This window comes from Dyadobacter sp. HNCC25DJ183 (genome assembly GCF_056895175.1).
In genome coordinates this window covers 301,774-320,652 of record NZ_JBXHAP010000004.1, presented here as the reverse complement: position 1 = coordinate 320,652, position 18,879 = coordinate 301,774, and the positions used below count along the sequence as shown (strand labels likewise).

Here is an 18,879-nt window from a genome sequence, read left to right as displayed (position 1 = left end):
AAGGTGGATCAGCCACCTTTGTCATGCTGAGCGCAAAGCCTGTCCAAGCGCAAGGTCTGTGTTACCTTTGTCACCCTGAGCGCACCGGGCCGCCGGGCGGTCGAAGGGCACCTCCGGAGGCGTGCTTCGACTGCGCTCAGCATGACAAAAAAGGCATAACAAAAATGGACTAGTATTAACAATCCAACCCTAACTACTTTTAAAAGAAAAAGTTGCCCCTAATAAATGAACATCTTTCGAATTGCCATCCTTATTTTTCTGCCTCATTTGCTGCAAGCCCAAGTCCGCCTGCCCCACCTGGTCTCGGACAATATGGTTCTGCAACGCGATGAGCCGATAACAATATGGGGATGGGCGGCGCCGAAGGAGAAGGTGACTGTGACTTTGAAGAATAAAACGTATCGTGCCATTGCCAATGCAGACAGCAGCTGGAAAATGCAGCTGCCCGCGCAGCCTGCCGGGACAGGGTTTGATATGGTGGTTAAAGGTAAAAATCAGATTCGCATTCGAAATATTGCATTTGGCGATGTGTGGCTGTGCAGCGGCCAGAGCAATATGGTGATCAACATGGAGCGCGTCAAGGAGCGGTTTCCCGAGGACATTGCTTCTGCCAATTATCCCGACATCCGTAACTTTTTTATCCCTACTAAAACAGACCTGAATGGTCCGAAGCAGGATTTGCCGACATCTCAATGGAAAGCAGCCACCGCGGCCGACATTCTCAGTTTTGGTGCGGTTTCCTATTTTTTCGCGCGGGATTTGTACGAGCAATATCATGTCCCGATCGGCATTATCAACAGCTCGGTAGGAGGGACACCGATCGAAGCCTGGATCAGCGAGCAGGGTTATCAAAATTTTGGTGACATTCAAAAGGTAATCCGCCAGAATAAGGATACGAGCTATGTGAATGCGCATACATTCAGACCACCGACTTCGAAATCTCCCAAACCGGAAAACAAGGATGCCGGACTGGCGGAACACTGGGAGCGGGAGGATTACAGACCAAAAGGCTGGCGGAATTTTAACATTCCCGGGTATTGGGAAGATCAGGGATTGAGGGAGTTGGACGGCGTGGTTTGGTTCAGAAGGGAATTTGAGGTGCCTGCCAGCTGGGCCGCAAAGCCGGTGAAGCTTTTTATGGGGCGCATTGTGGATGCAGATGAAATGTATGTGAATGGTAAAAGAATCGGCGGGACGACTTATCAGTATCCGCCGCGCAGATACCAGATTCCGGAAGGACTTTTGAAAGCAGGTAAAAACACTTTCGTGATCCGGGTTACTAATCAGGCAGGCAAAGGCGGTTTTGTGCCTGACAAACCTTATTTCATGGCATTGGGCGAAGAGCAGATTGATCTCAAAGGAACCTGGCAGTACAAGGTTGGCAGGGTGGATGAGCCAATGAAAATCTCGGAAGGAAACAAACCGCTGGTGGCTCAAAACCAACCCACTGCCTTGTATAATGCTATGATTGCGCCTGCATTGCCGATGAAATTGAAAGGGTTTGTGTGGTATCAGGGAGAATCGAATGTGGGCAATGCAAAGGATTATTACCGTTTAATGCCTGCATTGATCAACAATTGGCGCGGACTTTGGAAAAATGAAAACCTGCCGTTTCTGGTGGTGCAGCTGCCCAATTTTCAGGATATTAGCTACCGACCTGTCGAAAGTGACCTGGCCGTGCTCAGGGAAGCACAAAACAAGGCGCTCACATTAAAAAACACGGCTGTGACTGTCACATTGGACCTTGGCGAGTGGAACGACATTCACCCGCTCAATAAAAAAGACATTGGAAAAAGACTGGCGCTTTCGGCCAGAAATCTGGCGTACAATGAAAAAAATGTAGTGCACAGCGGTCCGCGTTTTACCTCGCAAAGCATTAACGGCGACAAAATTATACTTACATTCAGTGACGTAGCGGACGGAATCAAGTCGGCCGACGACGAGGATTTGCGCTGGTTTGCGATCGCGGGCGAGGACAAACATTTCGTGTGGGCAAAAGCCAGGATTATAGGTAAAGACCAGATTGAACTGTCCAGCGAGGCGGTGAAAAATCCGAAATATGTACGCTATGCCTGGCAGGATAATCCGGAGGGGATCAATTTTTACAATTCCGCCGGTCTGCCTGCCTCACCTTTCCGGACGGACGGAGAAATTTTGAATGATAATTAATCTTGAATGATGTTTAGAATATTACTATCAATCCTTTTCAGCTTCCTGCTCACCTGCGCAGCCACACTCGCGAGCAGCCCCATTGCGTCGGATGGCGACGATGGTTACCGGCTGTGGCTTAAATACGAACCGGTGACGAGCGCCGCCGCAAAAGCGGAGTATCTGAGATACGCCTCATTTATAGCAAATACGGAAAAAGGCGAAATCACAGGCAGTGCATTGAAAGAGCTGCAAAAAGGCTTGAAGCAGCTTATTGGTAAGAATGTTCCGGCAGTTACTATGGCTGGGAGCCGAACCGGCGGGATAGTATTTTCGCTGAAACCTGCCACCGGCGATGGTCCTACGCAGGAGGGTTATCAGATTCAGTTGGCTTCCGGAAATATTGTGATCAGCGCGCAGTCGGAGCGCGGCATTTTGTACGGCACTTTTGCGCTGCTCCGGCATTTGCAAATGCAGCAGCCGATGAAAAATCTCACCGTTTCCAGCGCACCGAAAATCCGTTATCGGATGCTCAACCATTGGGATAATACCGACGGAACCATCGAGCGTGGATATGCAGGCGGTTCGCTTTGGAAATGGTATGAACTACCCGAGCGCGTGGATCCCCGCTATGAGGATTATGCCCGCGCCAATGCTTCGCTGGGAATTAATGGGACTGTCCTGAACAATGTGAATGCCAGCGCACGGTTTATGTCGCAGGAATACATCGGCAAGGTCGCGGCGATTGCTAATGTCCTACGGAAATATGGGATTAAAACGTATCTATCTGTCTACTTTGCTGCGCCCAAAACGCTCGGCGGACTGACTACCTCTGATCCGCTGGACCTGAAAGTGCGTGCCTGGTGGGCGGATAAGGTTGCGGAGATTTATAAAACAATTCCTGATTTTGGCGGATTTTTGGTCAAAGCGAACTCGGAGGGGGAGCCGGGACCGCAGGATTACGGTCGCACGCACGCAGATGGTGCCAATATGCTGGCCGAAGCTTTCAAACCGTACGAGGGCATTGTGGTATGGCGTGCATTTGTATACAAAGCCGATCCGAATGCAGACCGTTTCAAAGCTGCTTATGAAGAATTTGTGCCGCTCGACGGCCAGTTTGGTCCCAAAGTGATTGTACAGGTAAAGAATGGTCCGATTGATTTCCAGCCGCGCGAGCCATTTTCGCCTTTGTTCGGCAATATGCCCAAAACGCCGCTGGGAATGGAATTTCAGATCACGCAGGAATACCTCGGTTTTGCCACGCATGCGGTGTACGAGGCTCCGATTTTCAAAGAATGTCTGGATGCGGATACTTGGGTCAATGGGCAGGGATCGACGGTTGCGAAGGTCATCGACGGGAGTTTGCACAACTATGAACGCACCTTAATGGCTGGCGTAGCCAATACCGGCAGCGATAGAAACTGGACCGGTCACCCGCTGGCGCAGGCCAACTGGTATGCATTCGGCCGCCTCGCGTGGGATCACCAGCTTAGTTCTGAACAGATTGCCTCTGAATGGACGCAACTTACATTAACGCGCAATCCGAAATCAAGGGAACACATTGTGAAGATGATGCTTCGTTCCCGCGAAATTTATGTTGATTATAACACGCCCCTCGGCTTGTCGCGCCCCTGGATGGGCGTGCATTTTGCCCCCGAACCCTGGCAGAGCCGTGGCGCCCGCCCGGACTGGACCGCCACTTACTACCACCGCGCCGACTCTGCCGGGTTAGGCTTCGACCGCACAGCATCCGGGAGCAATGCACTAGCCCAATACAGGCCGCAAGTGCAGGCACAGTGGAATGATCCAGACAAAACTGCGCTACCTTATCTATTATGGTTTCACCACATAGGCTGGAACAAAAAGCTCAGCAGCGGCCGCACGCTCTGGGACGAGCTCTGTCATCGTTTGTACTCAGGTGCAGACTCGGTATCGTGGATGCAGCAGCAATGGGACCTGGCGAAAAAAGACCTTAATCCAATGGTGTACGCCGACGTAGCCGGGCGGTTGCAAGTGCAGCGCCGGGAGGCGATCTGGTGGCGCGATGCGTGGCTTTTGTATCTCCAAACCTTCTCCCGGCAGCCCGTTCCCAAAGGTCTGACGCCGCCTGGGCGGACTTTGGAACAGGTGAAGAAATCGGTGAGTATCTACCTGATGCGGTAGGAGTGTAATCCCCTTTTTATTTTTACAAACAACTTATCGATGAAACAGTTACAGTCGCTGGATTACATTATTTTCTTTATCTATTTCATCATTGTGGCCGTGTACGGTTACTGGATTTACAACCGGAAGAAAAGCGCAGCCGCCTCTACCAAAGACTTTTTCCTGGCCGAAGGGTCGCTGACGTGGTGGGCTATCGGGGCGTCGCTGATCGCATCCAATATCTCTGCCGAGCAGTTTATCGGAATGTCGGGAAATGGATTTTCGATGGGCCTTGCGATTTCCAGTTATGAATGGATGGCGGCGGCGACGCTGGTGATCGTCGCTCTGTTTTTCATGCCGATCTATTTGAAAAACAACATTTTCACGATGCCACAATTCCTCAGTCAGCGGTACAATCCCACGGTGAGTCTGATCATGGCGATTTTTTGGCTGGGATTATATATACTGGTCAATCTGACGTCGATCCTGTATCTCGGCGCGCTCGCGGTATCGGGTATCTCAGGGCTTGATTTCGATCTGTGTATGTGGGGGCTGGCCATTTTCTCCATTGTTATCACGGTCGGAGGCATGAAGGTAATCGGTTTTACAGACGTGATTCAAGTCTTTTTCCTGATCATCGGCGGACTTGCCACGAGCTACATTGCCATTAACCTGGTCTCTGACAATTTCGATACAACCGGTCTGATGAATGGACTGAAAATGATGCGCGAGAATCATGGCGACCACTTTAAAATGATCCTCGGCAAAGACAACCCGCATTACATGGAGCTGCCCGGACTCACGGTTTTGCTCGGCGGGATGTGGATCGTGAACCTGAATTATTGGGGCTGCAACCAGTATATTACCCAGCGCGCACTCGGCGCAGACTTGAAAACCGCCCGGAACGGACTGCTTTTTGCGGCTTTTCTCAAACTGCTGATGCCGGTGATCGTAGTGCTGCCGGGAATCGCTGCCTACACATTGTATAACCAGGGACTTTTCCAGCAGGAAATGACCGAAAATGGCGTGATCGTTGCCGATAAAGCTTATCCGGTGCTACTGAATCTGTTACCCGCGGGGCTGAAAGGACTTTCCTTCGCCGCATTAACCGCCGCGATCGTGGCTTCTTTGGCAGGAAAAGCGAACAGTATTTCGACCATTTTTACGCTGGATATTTTCAAAATATACATTGGGAAAAACAAGTCGGAAGCGCAGCTCGTCGGCATTGGCCGGATCGTGATCGTAGTTTCGATGATCCTCGCGATTGTGGTTTCGCCTTATATGGGGATTGATAAAGCGGGAGGTTTTCAGTTTATACAGCAAATGACAGGCTTGCTTTCACCGGGTATTTTCGCCTCGTTTATCATGGGCTTTTTCTGGAAACGCAGCAACTCAGCGGGTGCCTTGTTCGCAATCGTAGGAGGTTTCCTGATTGCGCTGGGTATGCACAACAACTGGCTTCCGTTTGTGGACTGGACGCAAGTGCCGTTCCTGGACAGAATGGGTTGGGTTTTCGTGATCTGCGTGGTCGGAATGTTTATCCTGAGCTATGTTTTGCCTGACGAGAAAAAGGGATTGGAAGTGGATGCTTCCATGTTCAGGGCGCATAAAGGCTTTGTACTAGGCGCCGCGGTGATTCTGGTGCTGCTGGTTTTGTTGTATAGCTATTTCTGGTAGAAGTTGTTGCACGAAGTTAAGGTTTTGTGAAAGAGTAGTGACTGCATTCAGGGACGAGACGGGCGGAAAACTCAATGAAGAGAAACAGATACGCCCAGCCTGTATGTAAGACCCTCATTCGCGTCAATAATTTGGGATTTGTTGTCGAAACGGGTATTGTAAAGGGCCTCTAAGCCAATACGTCTGCTAAGCCGTAAGTTCAGCCCAAACGCACCTGATAACGTTGGGTTCTGGGAACTGACAGTGTTATGAACACCATCAGTGAACTCTTTGCCCCATTGGAGATTATAACCGGAAGCAAGCTGCACAAATGGCTTTAACCTGAACCTCGCAATATAATAGCGCAAATAGATTTCCGGTAAAGCAGAATGTAATTGATATTCGGGGATCACAATAGTAACCGACTTTCCGGACTTAACCTTCTGGTAACGTTTTCCCATCGAAAATTGTAACCCGACAACAAGGCGATCGGCTATCAGATATCCTATTTGAGGCGTAATTGACCAGGTTCTGGTTAAAGACTGAAAATCGTTAGCCGCCGAAGCCGAGCCATTTAACGTTGCAATGAAGCTGCCCTTTTCCAACATCTCAGAGGACTCGTCTGAAACTTCGGTAGGTTCGGTGTTTACTGAATTTCCTTGTGCATATGTACGGTTAATCGGTGCAAGGAACAAAAAGCAAATAATGAGGGTGTAGTGTAGTTGTTTCATTGAATGTTGATTTAGATAAATAGCGGGCAAGTCCGTTCATTTTGTAATACAATACAGCTAAAATTTCAGTGTGTAACCTATATAAGGCAGGATTGGCAAAAAAGAAACCTGCTTAATGGAAATTGCAGTCGGCTTGAAATCACTATTACTACGCTGAACTTTCAAATCAAGGTATAAAGGATTGTTTCTGTTGTAGACATTGTAAACCCCAATGCTCAGCTCGGCATTTCGTTTTCGGGAAGTGATTAAGGATTTGACAGCGCCAATATCCAATCTATGAAAGCTAGGCATTCGTCCGTTATTCCGATTGTCGTATATGAACTTGGGATCGGAATTATTTTCAGTAAGTGTCGCGGCGACGGGTAGTGTGACTGCGTGCCCTGTTTGATATACAAATGTGCTGTTGAGCTTCCATTTTTTGCCAATCCCATATCCTGCTGTAATGGACAGATTGTGTCTTCTGTCGTATTTCATCGGAAACCAGGTGTTGTCGTTTATTCCTGTAAATCTTCTTTCAGATTTAGACAGGGTGTACGATAGCGATCCCGTTAATTTACCAGTGTTTCGGGCTGCCATAAATTCCACCCCCTTCCCCCTTCCGATCCCGTTTTTGACAACAATTGCATCCCAGGAATCGGCCAGCAAGCCGGTAAAATTGGTTCCGTCAGGATAGTCAATCAGGTTTTTCATTCTTTTGGTGTATGCTTCGACCGATAATTCCCAGCCTGAGTTGAAGGTTTTGTATAACCCTAATGACAATTGATTTGCCCTTGAAGGCGCCACCTTATCCGTAGAAGGAACCCAGGCATCATAGCCAAATCCAAAGCCGTTGTTGGTTAATTGATGAAGGTATTGGTTCATCACTGAGTAGCCGGCTTTCATTGTCCAGTTGTTCAAAACGGACCAGCTTAGCCCAAGTCGTGGTTCCGGATTGTGGAATGTGCGGCCGCTCACTTTGTAAATACTATAACGTAAACCGGTATTGAACCGGATCCCCGGTGTTACAGCAATATCCCCGTCAACATACAAGTCTGTCTGATATGCCGGAATTCGTCCTTCTCTGGTATTATCGAACAAACCATTATAATTACTCTTTGTAACAAAAGGGCTAAATGAGTGCCTTGTTGCATCGATGCCGAATTTAACGGCTAATTGATTTGCAGGAAAATAGTCAAATTGTATTTTGCCGCCCCAATCGCTTACGCCGGCATTGGTGTTCCGGTAAAAATTCACAGGTTGCTCATCTATATTCTTATCCTCGAAATTATTCGTGAATTCACTGACATATTTTGAATAGAGTAAGGCAAATCTGGCGAAGAGTTTTTGAGAAACAACTTTGCTGTATCTGAGTGTCGCTGTGGTGTTGCCCCAATTATTCCCCACAGCTGTTTCTGTCTCTTTGTCATTACCGCTGGCACTCCATTCGGTGTACTTAAACCGGTCAAAGCCATTGTAAACACTTACATATATCTGATCCGTTTTATTGATCTGATAGTTGAATTTTGCATTCAGGTCATAAAAACGATAAACACGATCCTCTCCTGTCCCGGAGCTGGGTTTCTTTCGTAAACTGAGCAAGGAAGTAAGACCTAATGTGGAGACCCGTCCGGATATGATAAACGAAGCTTTATTTTTAATGATTGGCCCCTCCACTGTAAGTTTCTGGTTGAGCAGGCCTATTCCCAGCTCTCCACCAAATTTTTTATTATTCCCGTCTTTCATCGTAAGGTCGATTACGGACGCAAGCCTGCCACCGTACCGTGCGGGGAATGCCCCTTTGTAGAGATCCACGGATTTCAAAGAAGCTAGATTGAAAACTGAAAAAAAACCACCCAAATGCATGACGTTGTAAACAGGTACTTCATCCAACAAAATCAGGTTTTGATCTGGCGTCCCACCACGAATATACAGACCTGCACTTCCCTCAGTACCCGTGGAAACGCCGGGTGTGTAGCTCAACGCTTTTAAAACATCAACTTCACCGAGTAATGCAGGCAGTGCTCTGATTTTATCCATAGGAATTGACAATTTCCCGATAGGAGCACTGGGAATATTATTTTCCCTGATACTTATTTCGTTGAGAAGAGTACCCTGAGTCAATTTTATTTCAACAGGGAAACTAATCCTGGAAATGTTTTTAATATATACCGGCAGATAACCAACATAGCTTACTTTAAGATGGTGATCCGACGAGGGAATTTCAAAGCTGAAAAAGCCATATGAATTGGTTTGCACGCCCATCCCTGAAATGCTATCGCTTACAGAAGCGCCAATGAGCAGTTCGCCACTGGCAGCATCACGAACCGTCCCGCTTACGGTGAATTTCTGAGAAAAAGCGTCGTGCTTAATTAAAATAAACGACAGGATGAATAGAAATACAAATGGCTTGGTCATGGTAATTCTATGGTCTTTTCGTTCGACGCAAAAATAAGTCCATAGCCATTTTTGACATTGGTCAATGCCTTCTGCGGGGGAAGTACCAGATGATCAACACCCTCTGGTTGCTTGTTTTCTATTTTCGCATATTCAAAGAAATCTCGTGAAACAACCCCGACACGTACTATTACTTTCAAGGCGCGGATGGTAGCGTTCAGATCAGTTCCGTTTTCCACATAAAATTTGACCGGAACGGCAGGGGCAGGTAAGCACTGATTGGACATCAGGAAAACACGGCTTTGAGGATAAACAATAGCCTTTAAATTGTCATTGTATTTAGGCTTCTCTACTTCTATGCCCCAGGTATGGCAATCTTCTTCATTGGCGGGTATATTATCTGCCGAAGCATAGGGATAGCTGGAAAGTGTGTCGTTTTCATAGTAATTAGTTAGTTTGATACTGAAGTACTTGTCGAGCAAGGCATCTTCTTTTGTAAAATATAAGCTTATCAGATCTTGGGGGGTTTGATGATTAATTTGCGGAACAACATTTTTTGTTCGTATTGCAGTCATCCCCGATAACTCGACCGGGACGGTCACAACAGCCGATTCAGCCGTAGGTAACGAAGGAGCTGAAACTTGTACAAAATAGCTGGCACCCGCCTGAATCAAGCTGTCGGATGTATAAAACCCAGGCTCTTTCCCGGTATGCGAAAGAGTCAGGTACGCTTTTCCATTTTTATATAATACGACGGTGGCATTATTCACTGTGACATCTTTTGGAATATCTCCGACCGGGTTGAATGTTTTTGTGACTTGTAATTTGAATGTAGCATTTGCCTGAAGTTTGCCCCACAAAACGAGTTTGTCGCCGGAGTATGGCACATTCATATTAAGGTCTTGTTCTCTGCAGCCTACAAAGAGTATCAGTGTGAGAAAAAGGAAGCGTTTCATATTCATAGTAAGATCAATATGCTCAAAACCAAACCATATACATAAAGCATGTATATGGTTTGGTTTTTAATACTCGGATTTACATACTGTATAGCCTGGGTATGTAAATCAACTGAACTATACTTACTCGGGATAGAAATTGACATTATATAATTTGGAAGACGTCACTTGGCAATACATGTTGGCTCGTGTACCGACAAGCCAGGACAGACCGGCAGGTCCGTAGACTTCGCTAACGAACAGACTAATTTCTTCCACATTGTTTTCGCTTACTGATCCGGAAAAAGGAAATCTGGAAATAAAGCCTGCCTCGTTTTTCTCATAAGTACCTGAGGTCGTAAAACTAAGATGATTTGCTGCTGTACCACTCCATCCAATTACGTTTTTCTTTTTGTAGCTTACTTTAACAACGAGCGAGCTGTAGAATGGAGCTACGTGACGCTTGAATTCACCAATAATCCGACGATTTCCGTCAGTATTTTGATAATCCTGTACACGGGCATTTTCTAGTTGTTCATTGATAATTTTAGTATACTTTACCCCTGGCATGTTATGATTTGCCAGGAATTCTTTTAATACACCGCTATCCCGGCCAACTTTGATTGCACTTGCCTTATCGATTCCAAGGTGATAAGCTGTGTCAGAGATCATTATGTATCCTTTATCATTCAAAACTGCTGCTAACCTTGGATCATCAACTATCTTCTCCAATATCTGGTTTTCTCCGCTTCCTCTGAATACCAGAAGGTCAGAAAGTTCACCAAACTCCCCAGTTTCAGCGATTTTGTCATATTGTGCTGTGGTGATGACACTTTGCCTTTTCAATAATGATGTGAAACCAGGTTTGGTATACCAGTTAGTCATATCCTTTTGATCGGCAATGTCTTTAACTACATTACTTAGATGAGCTCTGGAAGAGAATTTCAGTACTCCGTCGACAAGTTCGACATCACTGACTGAGGACGTCTGCCCGGCGTCAGTAGACGGATTGATCCTGCCTTCTTTGCTGTCACAGGACAGGAAAAAAACACCTCCGCATAATAATAGCAACAATTTCTTCATACTTTTACTACGGTTTAAATTGTGAAAAATGGTTTGAACTGCGTTTCAACTCACCCTCCGACCGCAAAATCTGGGGTGAGTTTTTTTATTAAAACTGGTGGGAAAAGCTCGAGACGTAAAGCCGAACGATTGGCAACAAACACTTATATTAATAGGAACGAGTAAATGTAATCGTGGCGACTGGTTCATATTTAGTTATACTTACCTGGGACAGTTGTCACCATTACGACAGGTCAAGTTTACTTTAACTGCTCTGAATGAAATAAAAAATTCGTCAAGTGCAATTAGTTCTTCGACGAACCATGGCAAATCATAGACAAGTGCCTCAGCTCATTCCGCAGGGCATCATCAAATACGCTCCACTTGACCCAGCAATTTCTGTATTCTGAGGCGGTTGTATTGCTGTAAGAGAATGGGATACACATTGTAGATGATGTTCCAAAAAGTAATGAGCAATGCCATTTGGAGTTTTCCTGCCGGTATGGCGCTGACCGCGCTGAGGGTGAAGAAGACGAAACAACTATAATGGTATCTTTCCTGGATGGCGATTTTGCCCAGGTACGAACGGGCGCTCTGCCGGCTGCTGATTACCTTGTGTTTTTTGCCCAGCTTTTGCTGTATCCGGTTAACAAGCATCCCGTCCTGAACCAGCCAGCGCATTGCTCTGATGCCCGCCAGTTCATAAGTGCGGGTTTTTGTACTCAGGTTTAAGTTCGATATCCATTTTGCAGGAATATTGAATGAGAATACGCTGATAACCAAGATAATATACAGCATCCAAAGAGATTGTTTCTCCGAAAAGAATTCACCCCAATACCACCCGACTAAGCTGAATGAGACAATCGTCCAGAATACATTGATCAGTTGATTGAGCATCGAATAGTAAAGGGTAAATCGTTTCCTCAAACACCGTAAAAGCTACTTCATATTCCGGCTCTGCGCTACCAGGTAAGAGACCACAACAACCATATTGACCGGAATAAAACAGGCGACGATGATGATAATGGTTTCGTCCGGAAGATTAGCAACAACGTAGCCAAATACGACAAAGCAGATTCCGATCAGAACCAGATAGCTGCCACCCAGCCGGGCCGCTTTATCCTTATCTATAAGGCGCGCTCCTTTGGGCACATTATTTAAAAGATTTACCCGCTTGAAGCGCCATATATAGCCTCCAAATCCAATAATTATCAGGCCGATTAAGGTTAAAGTCCAGTCCATTGCGCCATTATTTACTGATAATCAACATGATTGGTATGATTCTTTGCTATCCCCCAAATCTACGAAACTTTAACGCTCTGAAATTTGGACTGGCAAGCATTGTTTATCAACGATCTGGATTGGGAATTTGCAATCGAAATTGTAATCCGGACCCTCATCATGTTTGCCGCGATTTTGATCTTTCTCCGGACCTCAGGAAAGAAAGGGGTCAAGCAGCTTTCTATATTCGAGGTCGCCATTATCATAGGTTTAGGTTCGGCAGCAGGTGATCCCATGTTGAACAAACAAAATGCCATTATTCCCGCGCTGATTGTTTTCATCACCATACTGGCGTTCTACCGACTGATTACCTGGTTTGCCATGAAGAACGAGAAATTTGAGAAAGTACTGGAAGGTACCCCCGTTTACCTCATTGAAGATGGCATTTTCAATTTAGAATCGGGGGATGAAACCTACGCTAAAGACGAGTTTTTTTCCGAGATGCGCCAGCAAAGCATTGAACATTTAGGACAGGTCCGTACGGCGATCTTGGAACCCAATGGAAATATCAGTTTCCTGTTTTATGAAGATGAGGAAGTGAAGCCCGGACTGCCTGTTATGCCGAAGCTTTATAGTCAGAAAACCAAGAATGTAACACAGGTGGGCAGGTACGCCTGCTATGTTTGCGGCAACATTGAGCACATTGACAATGGACATAAAAAGTGTAAAAGGTGCGGAACGGACGACTGGGTGAAGGCCATTCACACCAAACGCCTCTCCTGATCTCATCAATTGACCTGCGCCGCTTCTTACAAGCGGGAATCCGCTCTCAGCTCACATGATATTGAACTGATGCCTGATCAGTGAGTGCATCATCAGCCAGACCTTTTCGTGATTGGGAATCCTGATCCTGGCATCCATTACTTTCTCGGCCGGTGTCTCTCTGATCCGCATGAAAAGCTTCTGGTAGTAATAGTAGGCGAGGTATACGCCGCGTCTGGACGAGCCGGGCAGTTTTTTGATACCTATCAGAGCCTGCTCAAAATCATCCTGGATCTGACGCTGAATGAGTTCTTTGTTTTCGGTTGAAAAGCGGGTAAAGTTGACATCGGGAAAATAACTCCGGCCCAGGTCTTCGTAATCTGCTTTGAGATCACGTAGAAAATTAACTTTCTGAAATGCAGCCCCGAGCTTCATCGCATAATAACGCAGGTCGTTGTACTGGGCGGTGTTTCCTTCGGTGAATACGCGCAGGCACATTAAGCCCACCACCTCCGCCGAGCCGAGCACATAATCCTGGAAGCTGTCCTGGTTATACTGCTTTTGGCCCAGGTCCATTTCCATGCTTTTCAGGAACGTATCGATCAGCGACCATTCAATGGCATATTGATTCACAACATGCTGAAAGCTGTTCAGGATCGGATTGATGCTGATACCCGTCGTAATCGCATCCGCAGTATCCTGTCTGATTTTGGCCATTAATGCGTGCTTGTCGTATCCGTGAAAGCTGTCCACGATCTCGTCGGCCAAGCGGACAAAACCGTAGATACTGTAAATCGGATCGTGGAATTTGGGTTGCAGAAAGTGGATCCCCAGTGAGAAAGAAGTGCTGTACAGCTGCGTGGTTTTTTTGCTGCAAGAGACCGACAGTTGGTCATATAAGGCCTTCATGACAAATCAGTTTTAAATAGCCTGTAATATTTGGTCAAAAAGAAAAACCTGCCCGTAAGGTAAGCCGGTTAAAATCTTCCAGCTTTTCTACCCCGGTCTGGGTAACGGACGATCGCTGAAAACGGTACCCAGCGCCAATCACGAAGCCGGTATTCCCATTGAAAAGCAGCTTCAATCCCAGGCCCGCCGAAAGAGTGGCGCCTCCGCCGAAACGCACACTGTCCACATCGTTGGAAGTTGCATTGAAACCATATCCGCCTTCGAGAAAGTAAAAGGGGATCTTGGATCCTTTGCTGGTCATATCGCCGCGTAAGCTGAGCACCACGGGAACGAAAGTCTGCACTGCATACAAGTCTGCGCCTACGCCCAAACCTGTGTAAATCCATTGATTGAATTTATAACCATTCGTAGTCTGGAAAGAGAATGCGGATGTGGTTACACCATTGGAAGCCCGGTTGCTCATCGCGAGGGGGCCGAGTTCTGTGTAATGCACAAATCCTTTTTTCTTATATAGTATGTTCGGGTTAATGCTTTTCTCGGTCATAAGCGTATCTACTTCTTCCTTCTGAAAAAGCCACACGCTCTTGTCGTAGGTTTCCAGCCGGTAAGCAGGCTCTGCTTCGAGCAACGTGCCGCGGATCACAGAACCGTTTTTCAGGTGTACGCTTACTTGTTTTGATTTTTGTGCAAATGCCTGCGGGGAACCGGTCGCAAGGAGGATAAAGGATAGGAAAATAATAAATCTCATAAAGTGAAGGATCGTTTTCTAATTGTCAAGCCAGTTTTTGAAATCCTGACTTCTGTATTTGCTTATAAAAATCTCCTGTTCGAAAGGAGGCTTTAAAAACACCTGCAAACGGTAGCTGAGCAGGGTTTTTACTTTTTGAATGGAGTCGATCCGGGCGATCACTTTACGGTTCATCCTGAAAAACTGCGCCGGGTCCAGCACTTCTTCAAGGCTTTCCAGCTTGCTATCCATCAGGTATTTCCTGCCGTCCGTGCTTACCATAAAAACTACTTTGTCGTCAGCATAGAAATAAGCGACTTCATCTACATTCTTGAAATGAATGGTATCCGCATACCTGACCAGAAAACGGGTTTTGTATTTTTTGGTCAGCTGCTGTATGGTCGACCGCAGCTTGTCAATGTCCGAAACCGTAATGTTCCTGTGCTGGCGGTTCAGGCTGTGGTATTTGTCCAGTGCCCGATTTAAATCCGTTTGGTCCAGCGGTTTGAGCAGGTAGTCAATGCTGTTGATTTTAAATGCCTGCAAGGTATACTGGTCGTAAGCAGTTGTGAAAATGACCGGGCTCTGCACGGTAACATGCTCAAAAAGGTCAAAGCACAGTCCGTCGGCCAGGTGGATATCGAGCAGCAGCAGGTCGGGTTCCGGGTTTTGGGTAAACCAGCTGGTTGCTTCTTCCACCGAATCGAGGATATCCAGCACCTGGATTTCCGGATCATATTCGGTCAAAAGCTGGGAAGCTCTTTTCGCCGAAAGCGCCTCGTCTTCTAAAATAAGTACATTCATAATTGGTGGGTAAGGGTCGTCGGTCTGCGTATTGCGCTATCTTGTTTATGAATTTTGTGAGTCTGGTTTAAGGTGTATCAATGGGATTGTTACACTGAATGAATGCGCGTCCGTTTCCACGCTGATTCCCTGATGTCCCAGAAAATCGTATCGCCTCGCAATGTTGGTCAGACCGAGGTGGGTAGACTGGTCTTCGCTTACCTTCTTCTTTTGCAGATTATTCCTGACCGTAATAGAATCATTATCCAGGCACAGAATCTCAATGTGCAGCGGCTTGCTTTTGGAAACAATGTTGTGCTTTACTGCATTTTCTACAAGCATTTGCAATGACACCGGGAGAATGTAGGCCGAAAGGCAACCTTCGGAAATGTTGATATCAATGCTTAAACCGGAATCGAAACGCGTTTTGAGCAGATACAGATAGGAATTGATAAAGCCGATCTCGTCGCGCAAATGCGTCAGCTCGCTTTCATCACTTTTCAGAATGTATCGGTAAACGTTGGAAAACTGCTTAACAAATTCAATCGAAGCATTGGTATCCTGCCCGATCAGCGCCGTGAGTACACTCAGGTTATTGAATAAAAAATGTGGGTTGACCTGATTTCTTAAAGATTGAAGCTGGGCCTGGCTACTGATCCGCTTGTAGGTTTCCAGCTGCTGGTGACTGGATTCCAGCTGCTGCATATAGAGAAAAATGACGTGTATCGTGTTCAGGAACAAATTGATCCGGAAACAGAACATTAGCAGCAGCTTCATAGGCAGCACCCATTCCTGCCAGTTTGGTGACAAAGCATAATAGGCGGTAGGAATGCCGGTTACCAATGCCGCAACTGCTGTGATAACCAGACTTCCCGCAAAGTTATACACAATCCGCACCCAGAACGGTTTGATCTCCTGCCTGGAAACCCAATTGTCCCACAGCCGGTTACCATCCCAAATGGCGGCAGTAACAACCAGAAATAGCAGGAAAATCACCCATTTGTCAGCCCCGACATGGTAATAATCAAAAGTTTCGATCAGCAGCGTATTCAGAAACGAATACCCGCCAAGCAGAAACATGAAAACGTACCGGTACCTGAGCTGGAACATAATCCTGGGGATGATCAATAAAAAACGAAGATTGGCAAGTTAGCGGAGTACGCCAGTTTGCCAATCTTTCGTAAGACTTTATTAAGGCATTAACACCTTGTCAATTACATGTATCACGCCGTTTGTCGCGAGAATATTGGCAGCCGTGATGTTGGATGCGCCACTTGTTTTTCCTACCACTTTTGCTCCGCCTGAGAGGTCAAAGGTTAGCGTACCGGTTGTATTTGCCGTTTGTACCGGCGCTGTTACGTTAGGCAGGTCGGTAGAAAACACGCGGTTTGGAATCACGTGGTAAAGCAGTACGCTGGTCAGCAGCGCGCGGTTGGCAGGTGCCAGCAGGGTTGCTTTCGGAGCGGTTTTGTACAGCTCACGGAAAGCCGCGTTGGTAGGTGCAAACACAGTTAACCCGCTCGCAGCCGACGAAAGTGCCGTCGCAACCGCCGGGTCTGCTGCCAGTACCAATGAAACCAGCTCAGTGAAGTTCGTATCTGCCTGAGCGATTTCCACCAAGGATCTGGTAGGAGGCACGATCACATTGTCGATCACGTGGATCACCCCGTTTGAAGCGGGCACGTCGGTAGCAATGACCTTGATGTTACCATTGATAAAAACACCGTCTGCATTCTTGGACAGATAGATGTCATTGTTTGTATTGACCGTTTCCACAGTGCCGCTTTTCACATCAGCAGCCTTCACTGATCCGTTGATCACATGGGAAGTGAGGATAGGAGTGAGGGCGTCTTTGGTCAATGTGGTAAGGCTGCTGATACCGGCTTTTGTAAATGCATTGTTATTGGGCGCAAATACCGTGAACGGACCTGCTCCCTGCAGGGTGCTCACCAGTTCCGCTTTTGTAAGTGCGGCTACAAGCGTTGAAAACTGAGGGTCGGCCGAGGCCACTGCGGGAATATTCCCTGTCGCCGGGTTCACTGGCTGATCATCGTCGTCGTCATTGCAGGACGCGAGCGAAAAAGCCATTAAAGCCGCCACCATACACGTTTTCAGGGTTTGGTTTCTAAGCATTGTTTTCATGTTTTTAAATGTTGAAAGTTGTGAAAGATGAATAAACATTCACCTAAGCAACCTAAGAACAAACTGAATCTGTTCCGTCCCAGGAGCCAACAGTCAACCTCAGAGCGTGAAGTGGTAAATAATGGAAGTGAATGGGAGATTTTTCTTCCTCAAAACCACAAAAAAAACCCCGGTCGTTTCGGGCCGGGGTTTGAGTACTTGCTTTGCTTTCTGACTAGTTCTGATCGGAAGTGCCTTTTTTGTCTTTGCGCTTCTTTTTAGAACGGTCATCGGACATGTCCGACTTGCCCGTTGTTCCGTTACCAGAGCTTTCGTTCAGGTTACTTTTTGTTGAATCCATTTCGCTGGTCGTAGTTGAGCTGCCGTTGAACGGACTTCCGTTTCGCTGTCCTGTAGGATTGATCGCGTTGTTGGTTGTGCTGTTATTCCGCGTTGCCGGATTCGAGTTATCCTGCATGTTGCTGTTGTTCTGCGTTGCGGGAATGCTACTCTCATTCGTATTACGCTGTCCGGTAGGATTGATCGCGTTGTTCGTCGTGCTGTTGTTCTGCGTTCCGAAAGCGGATGATCCCTGCTGGGTAGTAGTGTTCGTGCCTTGCTGGGTTGTAGTGCTGGTTCCCTGCTGGGTTGTTGTGCTTGTTCCCTGTTTTGGGGTAGTTTGGTTGGTCGTGCTTTGAGCGTAAAGCGTTCCGCCTGCTAACAGCATAAGAGCGGCGATCCCGGTTGTTAATTTTTTCATGATAATAACTTATTGTTGATGAATACGGGATGCTTATCAATTTCCGTTCCAGCAACCAAGCCGCATTGAAATAGAGCTTGCTTTTCAAATCTCACTTTTGATCTGATGAAACTATCACCGTTTCCATATCGCGGTGCTCCACGGTAATATTCACGGAGCGTTCGCCTTTTGGGCGGGTGCGATGGATCGTGTTCCTGGGAATTGTCAGCAGCTGGCCTGGTAGTAATTCAATCGTTTCCGCTTCGAGATCGACCAGCAAAATACCTTCGATGGTCATGAAAGTCTCGTCAGAATTTGGGTGGTAATGCCAGTCATAAGTCCCGGTCATCACGCTAAGCCTTACCACGTGGTCATTTACTTCGGACACCGTGAAATTGGCGTAGCTTTCTTCCACCGAACCGGCCAGGATCCCGAGGTTAATTTTTGCGATGGCAGGTACTTTCATTACTTCTGGTCAGATCAAATGTGAGCTAAAAACGGTACTGCCATATTCGCAATTCCTGGCTAATAATGCAATCTTTTTGCTTTCGGGCAGAAGTAAAGCGGCGG

17 protein-coding genes are annotated in these 18,879 nt (G+C 46.8%); 4 read left to right on the top strand and 13 right to left on the bottom strand.

Annotated elements, in window-relative coordinates:
- The first annotated feature begins 225 nt into the window (after nucleotides 1-225).
- Genes AC1XTG_RS11855 through AC1XTG_RS11845 form a run of 3 tightly spaced genes read left to right on the top strand, consistent with a single transcriptional unit; the run spans nucleotide 226 to nucleotide 5,967 of the window.
- The gene (locus AC1XTG_RS11855; RefSeq protein ID WP_484842146.1) at nucleotides 226-2,169 is read left to right on the top strand and encodes a sialate O-acetylesterase; all 1,944 of its coding nucleotides are present in this window, start codon (nucleotides 226-228) and stop codon (nucleotides 2,167-2,169) included.
- 9 nt (nucleotides 2,170-2,178) lie between these two features.
- Nucleotides 2,179-4,311, top strand: a complete 2,133-nt coding sequence (locus AC1XTG_RS11850; protein WP_484842324.1) for an alpha-glucuronidase family glycosyl hydrolase — start codon at nucleotides 2,179-2,181, stop codon at nucleotides 4,309-4,311.
- Nucleotides 4,312-4,350: 39 nt separating this feature from the next.
- Nucleotides 4,351-5,967, top strand: coding sequence for a sodium:solute symporter family transporter (locus AC1XTG_RS11845; protein ID WP_056282155.1), 1,617 nt, complete (start codon nucleotides 4,351-4,353; stop codon nucleotides 5,965-5,967).
- 71 nt (nucleotides 5,968-6,038) lie between these two features.
- Here AC1XTG_RS11845 and AC1XTG_RS11840 read toward each other — a convergent pair whose 3' ends face one another.
- From AC1XTG_RS11840 to AC1XTG_RS11815, 6 genes are all read right to left on the bottom strand, one after another.
- Nucleotides 6,039-6,677 (bottom strand): hypothetical protein, encoded by a 639-nt coding sequence (locus AC1XTG_RS11840; RefSeq protein WP_056282158.1) that lies wholly within the window; start codon nucleotides 6,675-6,677, stop codon nucleotides 6,039-6,041.
- A gap of 57 nt (nucleotides 6,678-6,734) precedes the next feature.
- A complete protein-coding gene (locus AC1XTG_RS11835; RefSeq protein WP_056282160.1) occupies nucleotides 6,735-9,071 on the bottom strand; it encodes a TonB-dependent receptor in 2,337 nt (778 codons plus the stop codon).
- Nucleotides 9,068-10,006 carry a DUF4249 domain-containing protein gene (locus AC1XTG_RS11830; RefSeq protein ID WP_484842145.1) on the bottom strand — a complete coding sequence of 313 codons (939 nt, stop codon included), beginning with the start codon at nucleotides 10,004-10,006 and terminating at the stop codon, nucleotides 9,068-9,070. Before AC1XTG_RS11830 ends, AC1XTG_RS11835 begins: the two co-directional genes overlap by 4 nt.
- 123 nt (nucleotides 10,007-10,129) lie before the next feature.
- The gene (locus AC1XTG_RS11825) at nucleotides 10,130-11,068 is read right to left on the bottom strand and encodes a hypothetical protein (RefSeq protein ID WP_056282165.1); all 939 of its coding nucleotides are present in this window, start codon (nucleotides 11,066-11,068) and stop codon (nucleotides 10,130-10,132) included.
- Nucleotides 11,069-11,416: 348 nt separating this feature from the next.
- Nucleotides 11,417-11,944, bottom strand: coding sequence for a glycosyl-4,4'-diaponeurosporenoate acyltransferase CrtO family protein (locus AC1XTG_RS11820; RefSeq protein WP_056282169.1), 528 nt, complete (start codon nucleotides 11,942-11,944; stop codon nucleotides 11,417-11,419).
- Between the two features lie 42 nt (nucleotides 11,945-11,986).
- Nucleotides 11,987-12,289, bottom strand: coding sequence for an LPXTG cell wall anchor domain-containing protein (locus AC1XTG_RS11815; RefSeq protein WP_484842144.1), 303 nt, complete (start codon nucleotides 12,287-12,289; stop codon nucleotides 11,987-11,989).
- Between the two features lie 84 nt (nucleotides 12,290-12,373).
- Between AC1XTG_RS11815 and AC1XTG_RS11810 the strand changes: the two genes are divergently transcribed.
- Nucleotides 12,374-13,051, top strand: coding sequence for a DUF421 domain-containing protein (locus tag AC1XTG_RS11810; protein WP_484842143.1), 678 nt, complete (start codon nucleotides 12,374-12,376; stop codon nucleotides 13,049-13,051).
- Between the two features lie 51 nt (nucleotides 13,052-13,102).
- On the opposite strand, the gene AC1XTG_RS11805 is transcribed toward AC1XTG_RS11810, so the two are convergent.
- The 7 genes from AC1XTG_RS11805 to AC1XTG_RS11775 all read right to left on the bottom strand — a co-directional run bounded on the left by AC1XTG_RS11805 (nucleotide 13,103) and on the right by AC1XTG_RS11775 (nucleotide 18,775).
- Nucleotides 13,103-13,939 carry a phytoene/squalene synthase family protein gene (locus AC1XTG_RS11805; protein ID WP_484842142.1) on the bottom strand — a complete coding sequence of 279 codons (837 nt, stop codon included), beginning with the start codon at nucleotides 13,937-13,939 and terminating at the stop codon, nucleotides 13,103-13,105.
- Nucleotides 13,940-13,973: 34 nt separating this feature from the next.
- Nucleotides 13,974-14,687: an LSm family protein gene (locus tag AC1XTG_RS11800; RefSeq protein ID WP_229238591.1), complete on the bottom strand. Its 714-nt coding sequence runs from the start codon at nucleotides 14,685-14,687 to the stop codon at nucleotides 13,974-13,976.
- An 18-nt stretch (nucleotides 14,688-14,705) separates the two neighbouring features.
- Nucleotides 14,706-15,470 carry a LytR/AlgR family response regulator transcription factor gene (locus tag AC1XTG_RS11795; RefSeq protein ID WP_056282179.1) on the bottom strand — a complete coding sequence of 255 codons (765 nt, stop codon included), beginning with the start codon at nucleotides 15,468-15,470 and terminating at the stop codon, nucleotides 14,706-14,708.
- Nucleotides 15,471-15,515: 45 nt separating this feature from the next.
- Nucleotides 15,516-16,559 (bottom strand): sensor histidine kinase, encoded by a 1,044-nt coding sequence (locus AC1XTG_RS11790; protein ID WP_484842141.1) that lies wholly within the window; start codon nucleotides 16,557-16,559, stop codon nucleotides 15,516-15,518.
- Nucleotides 16,560-16,640: 81 nt separating this feature from the next.
- Complete coding sequence (locus AC1XTG_RS11785) at nucleotides 16,641-17,591, bottom strand: fasciclin domain-containing protein (RefSeq protein ID WP_056282185.1); 951 nt, start codon at nucleotides 17,589-17,591, stop codon at nucleotides 16,641-16,643.
- Between the two features lie 214 nt (nucleotides 17,592-17,805).
- The gene (locus AC1XTG_RS11780) at nucleotides 17,806-18,330 is read right to left on the bottom strand and encodes a hypothetical protein (protein WP_056282188.1); all 525 of its coding nucleotides are present in this window, start codon (nucleotides 18,328-18,330) and stop codon (nucleotides 17,806-17,808) included.
- A 91-nt stretch (nucleotides 18,331-18,421) separates the two neighbouring features.
- Complete coding sequence (locus tag AC1XTG_RS11775; protein WP_157474602.1) at nucleotides 18,422-18,775, bottom strand: cupin domain-containing protein; 354 nt, start codon at nucleotides 18,773-18,775, stop codon at nucleotides 18,422-18,424.
- Between the last annotated feature and the right edge of the window lie 104 nt (nucleotides 18,776-18,879).

What these genes read in the sequence shown, in the direction of transcription:
- AC1XTG_RS11815 (WP_484842144.1), bottom strand. Translation starts at nt 12,289, where the DNA reads ATGGACTGGACTTTAACCTTAATCGGCCTGATAATTATTGGATTTGGA.
- AC1XTG_RS11785 (WP_056282185.1), bottom strand. Translation starts at nt 17,591, where the DNA reads ATGAAAACAATGCTTAGAAACCAAACCCTGAAAACGTGTATGGTGGCG.
- AC1XTG_RS11820 (WP_056282169.1), bottom strand. Translation starts at nt 11,944, where the DNA reads ATGCTCAATCAACTGATCAATGTATTCTGGACGATTGTCTCATTCAGC.
- AC1XTG_RS11805 (WP_484842142.1), bottom strand. Translation starts at nt 13,939, where the DNA reads ATGAAGGCCTTATATGACCAACTGTCGGTCTCTTGCAGCAAAAAAACC.
- AC1XTG_RS11780 (WP_056282188.1), bottom strand. Translation starts at nt 18,330, where the DNA reads ATGAAAAAATTAACAACCGGGATCGCCGCTCTTATGCTGTTAGCAGGC.
- AC1XTG_RS11800 (WP_229238591.1), bottom strand. Translation starts at nt 14,687, where the DNA reads ATGAGATTTATTATTTTCCTATCCTTTATCCTCCTTGCGACCGGTTCC.
- AC1XTG_RS11790 (WP_484842141.1), bottom strand. Translation starts at nt 16,559, where the DNA reads ATGTTCCAGCTCAGGTACCGGTACGTTTTCATGTTTCTGCTTGGCGGG.
- AC1XTG_RS11775 (WP_157474602.1), bottom strand. Translation starts at nt 18,775, where the DNA reads ATGAAAGTACCTGCCATCGCAAAAATTAACCTCGGGATCCTGGCCGGT.
- AC1XTG_RS11795 (WP_056282179.1), bottom strand. Translation starts at nt 15,470, where the DNA reads ATGAATGTACTTATTTTAGAAGACGAGGCGCTTTCGGCGAAAAGAGCT.
- AC1XTG_RS11855 (WP_484842146.1), top strand. Translation starts at nt 226, where the DNA reads ATGAACATCTTTCGAATTGCCATCCTTATTTTTCTGCCTCATTTGCTG.
- AC1XTG_RS11835 (WP_056282160.1), bottom strand. Translation starts at nt 9,071, where the DNA reads ATGACCAAGCCATTTGTATTTCTATTCATCCTGTCGTTTATTTTAATT.
- AC1XTG_RS11845 (WP_056282155.1), top strand. Translation starts at nt 4,351, where the DNA reads ATGAAACAGTTACAGTCGCTGGATTACATTATTTTCTTTATCTATTTC.
- AC1XTG_RS11830 (WP_484842145.1), bottom strand. Translation starts at nt 10,006, where the DNA reads ATGAAACGCTTCCTTTTTCTCACACTGATACTCTTTGTAGGCTGCAGA.
- AC1XTG_RS11850 (WP_484842324.1), top strand. Translation starts at nt 2,179, where the DNA reads ATGTTTAGAATATTACTATCAATCCTTTTCAGCTTCCTGCTCACCTGC.
- AC1XTG_RS11825 (WP_056282165.1), bottom strand. Translation starts at nt 11,068, where the DNA reads ATGAAGAAATTGTTGCTATTATTATGCGGAGGTGTTTTTTTCCTGTCC.
- AC1XTG_RS11840 (WP_056282158.1), bottom strand. Translation starts at nt 6,677, where the DNA reads ATGAAACAACTACACTACACCCTCATTATTTGCTTTTTGTTCCTTGCA.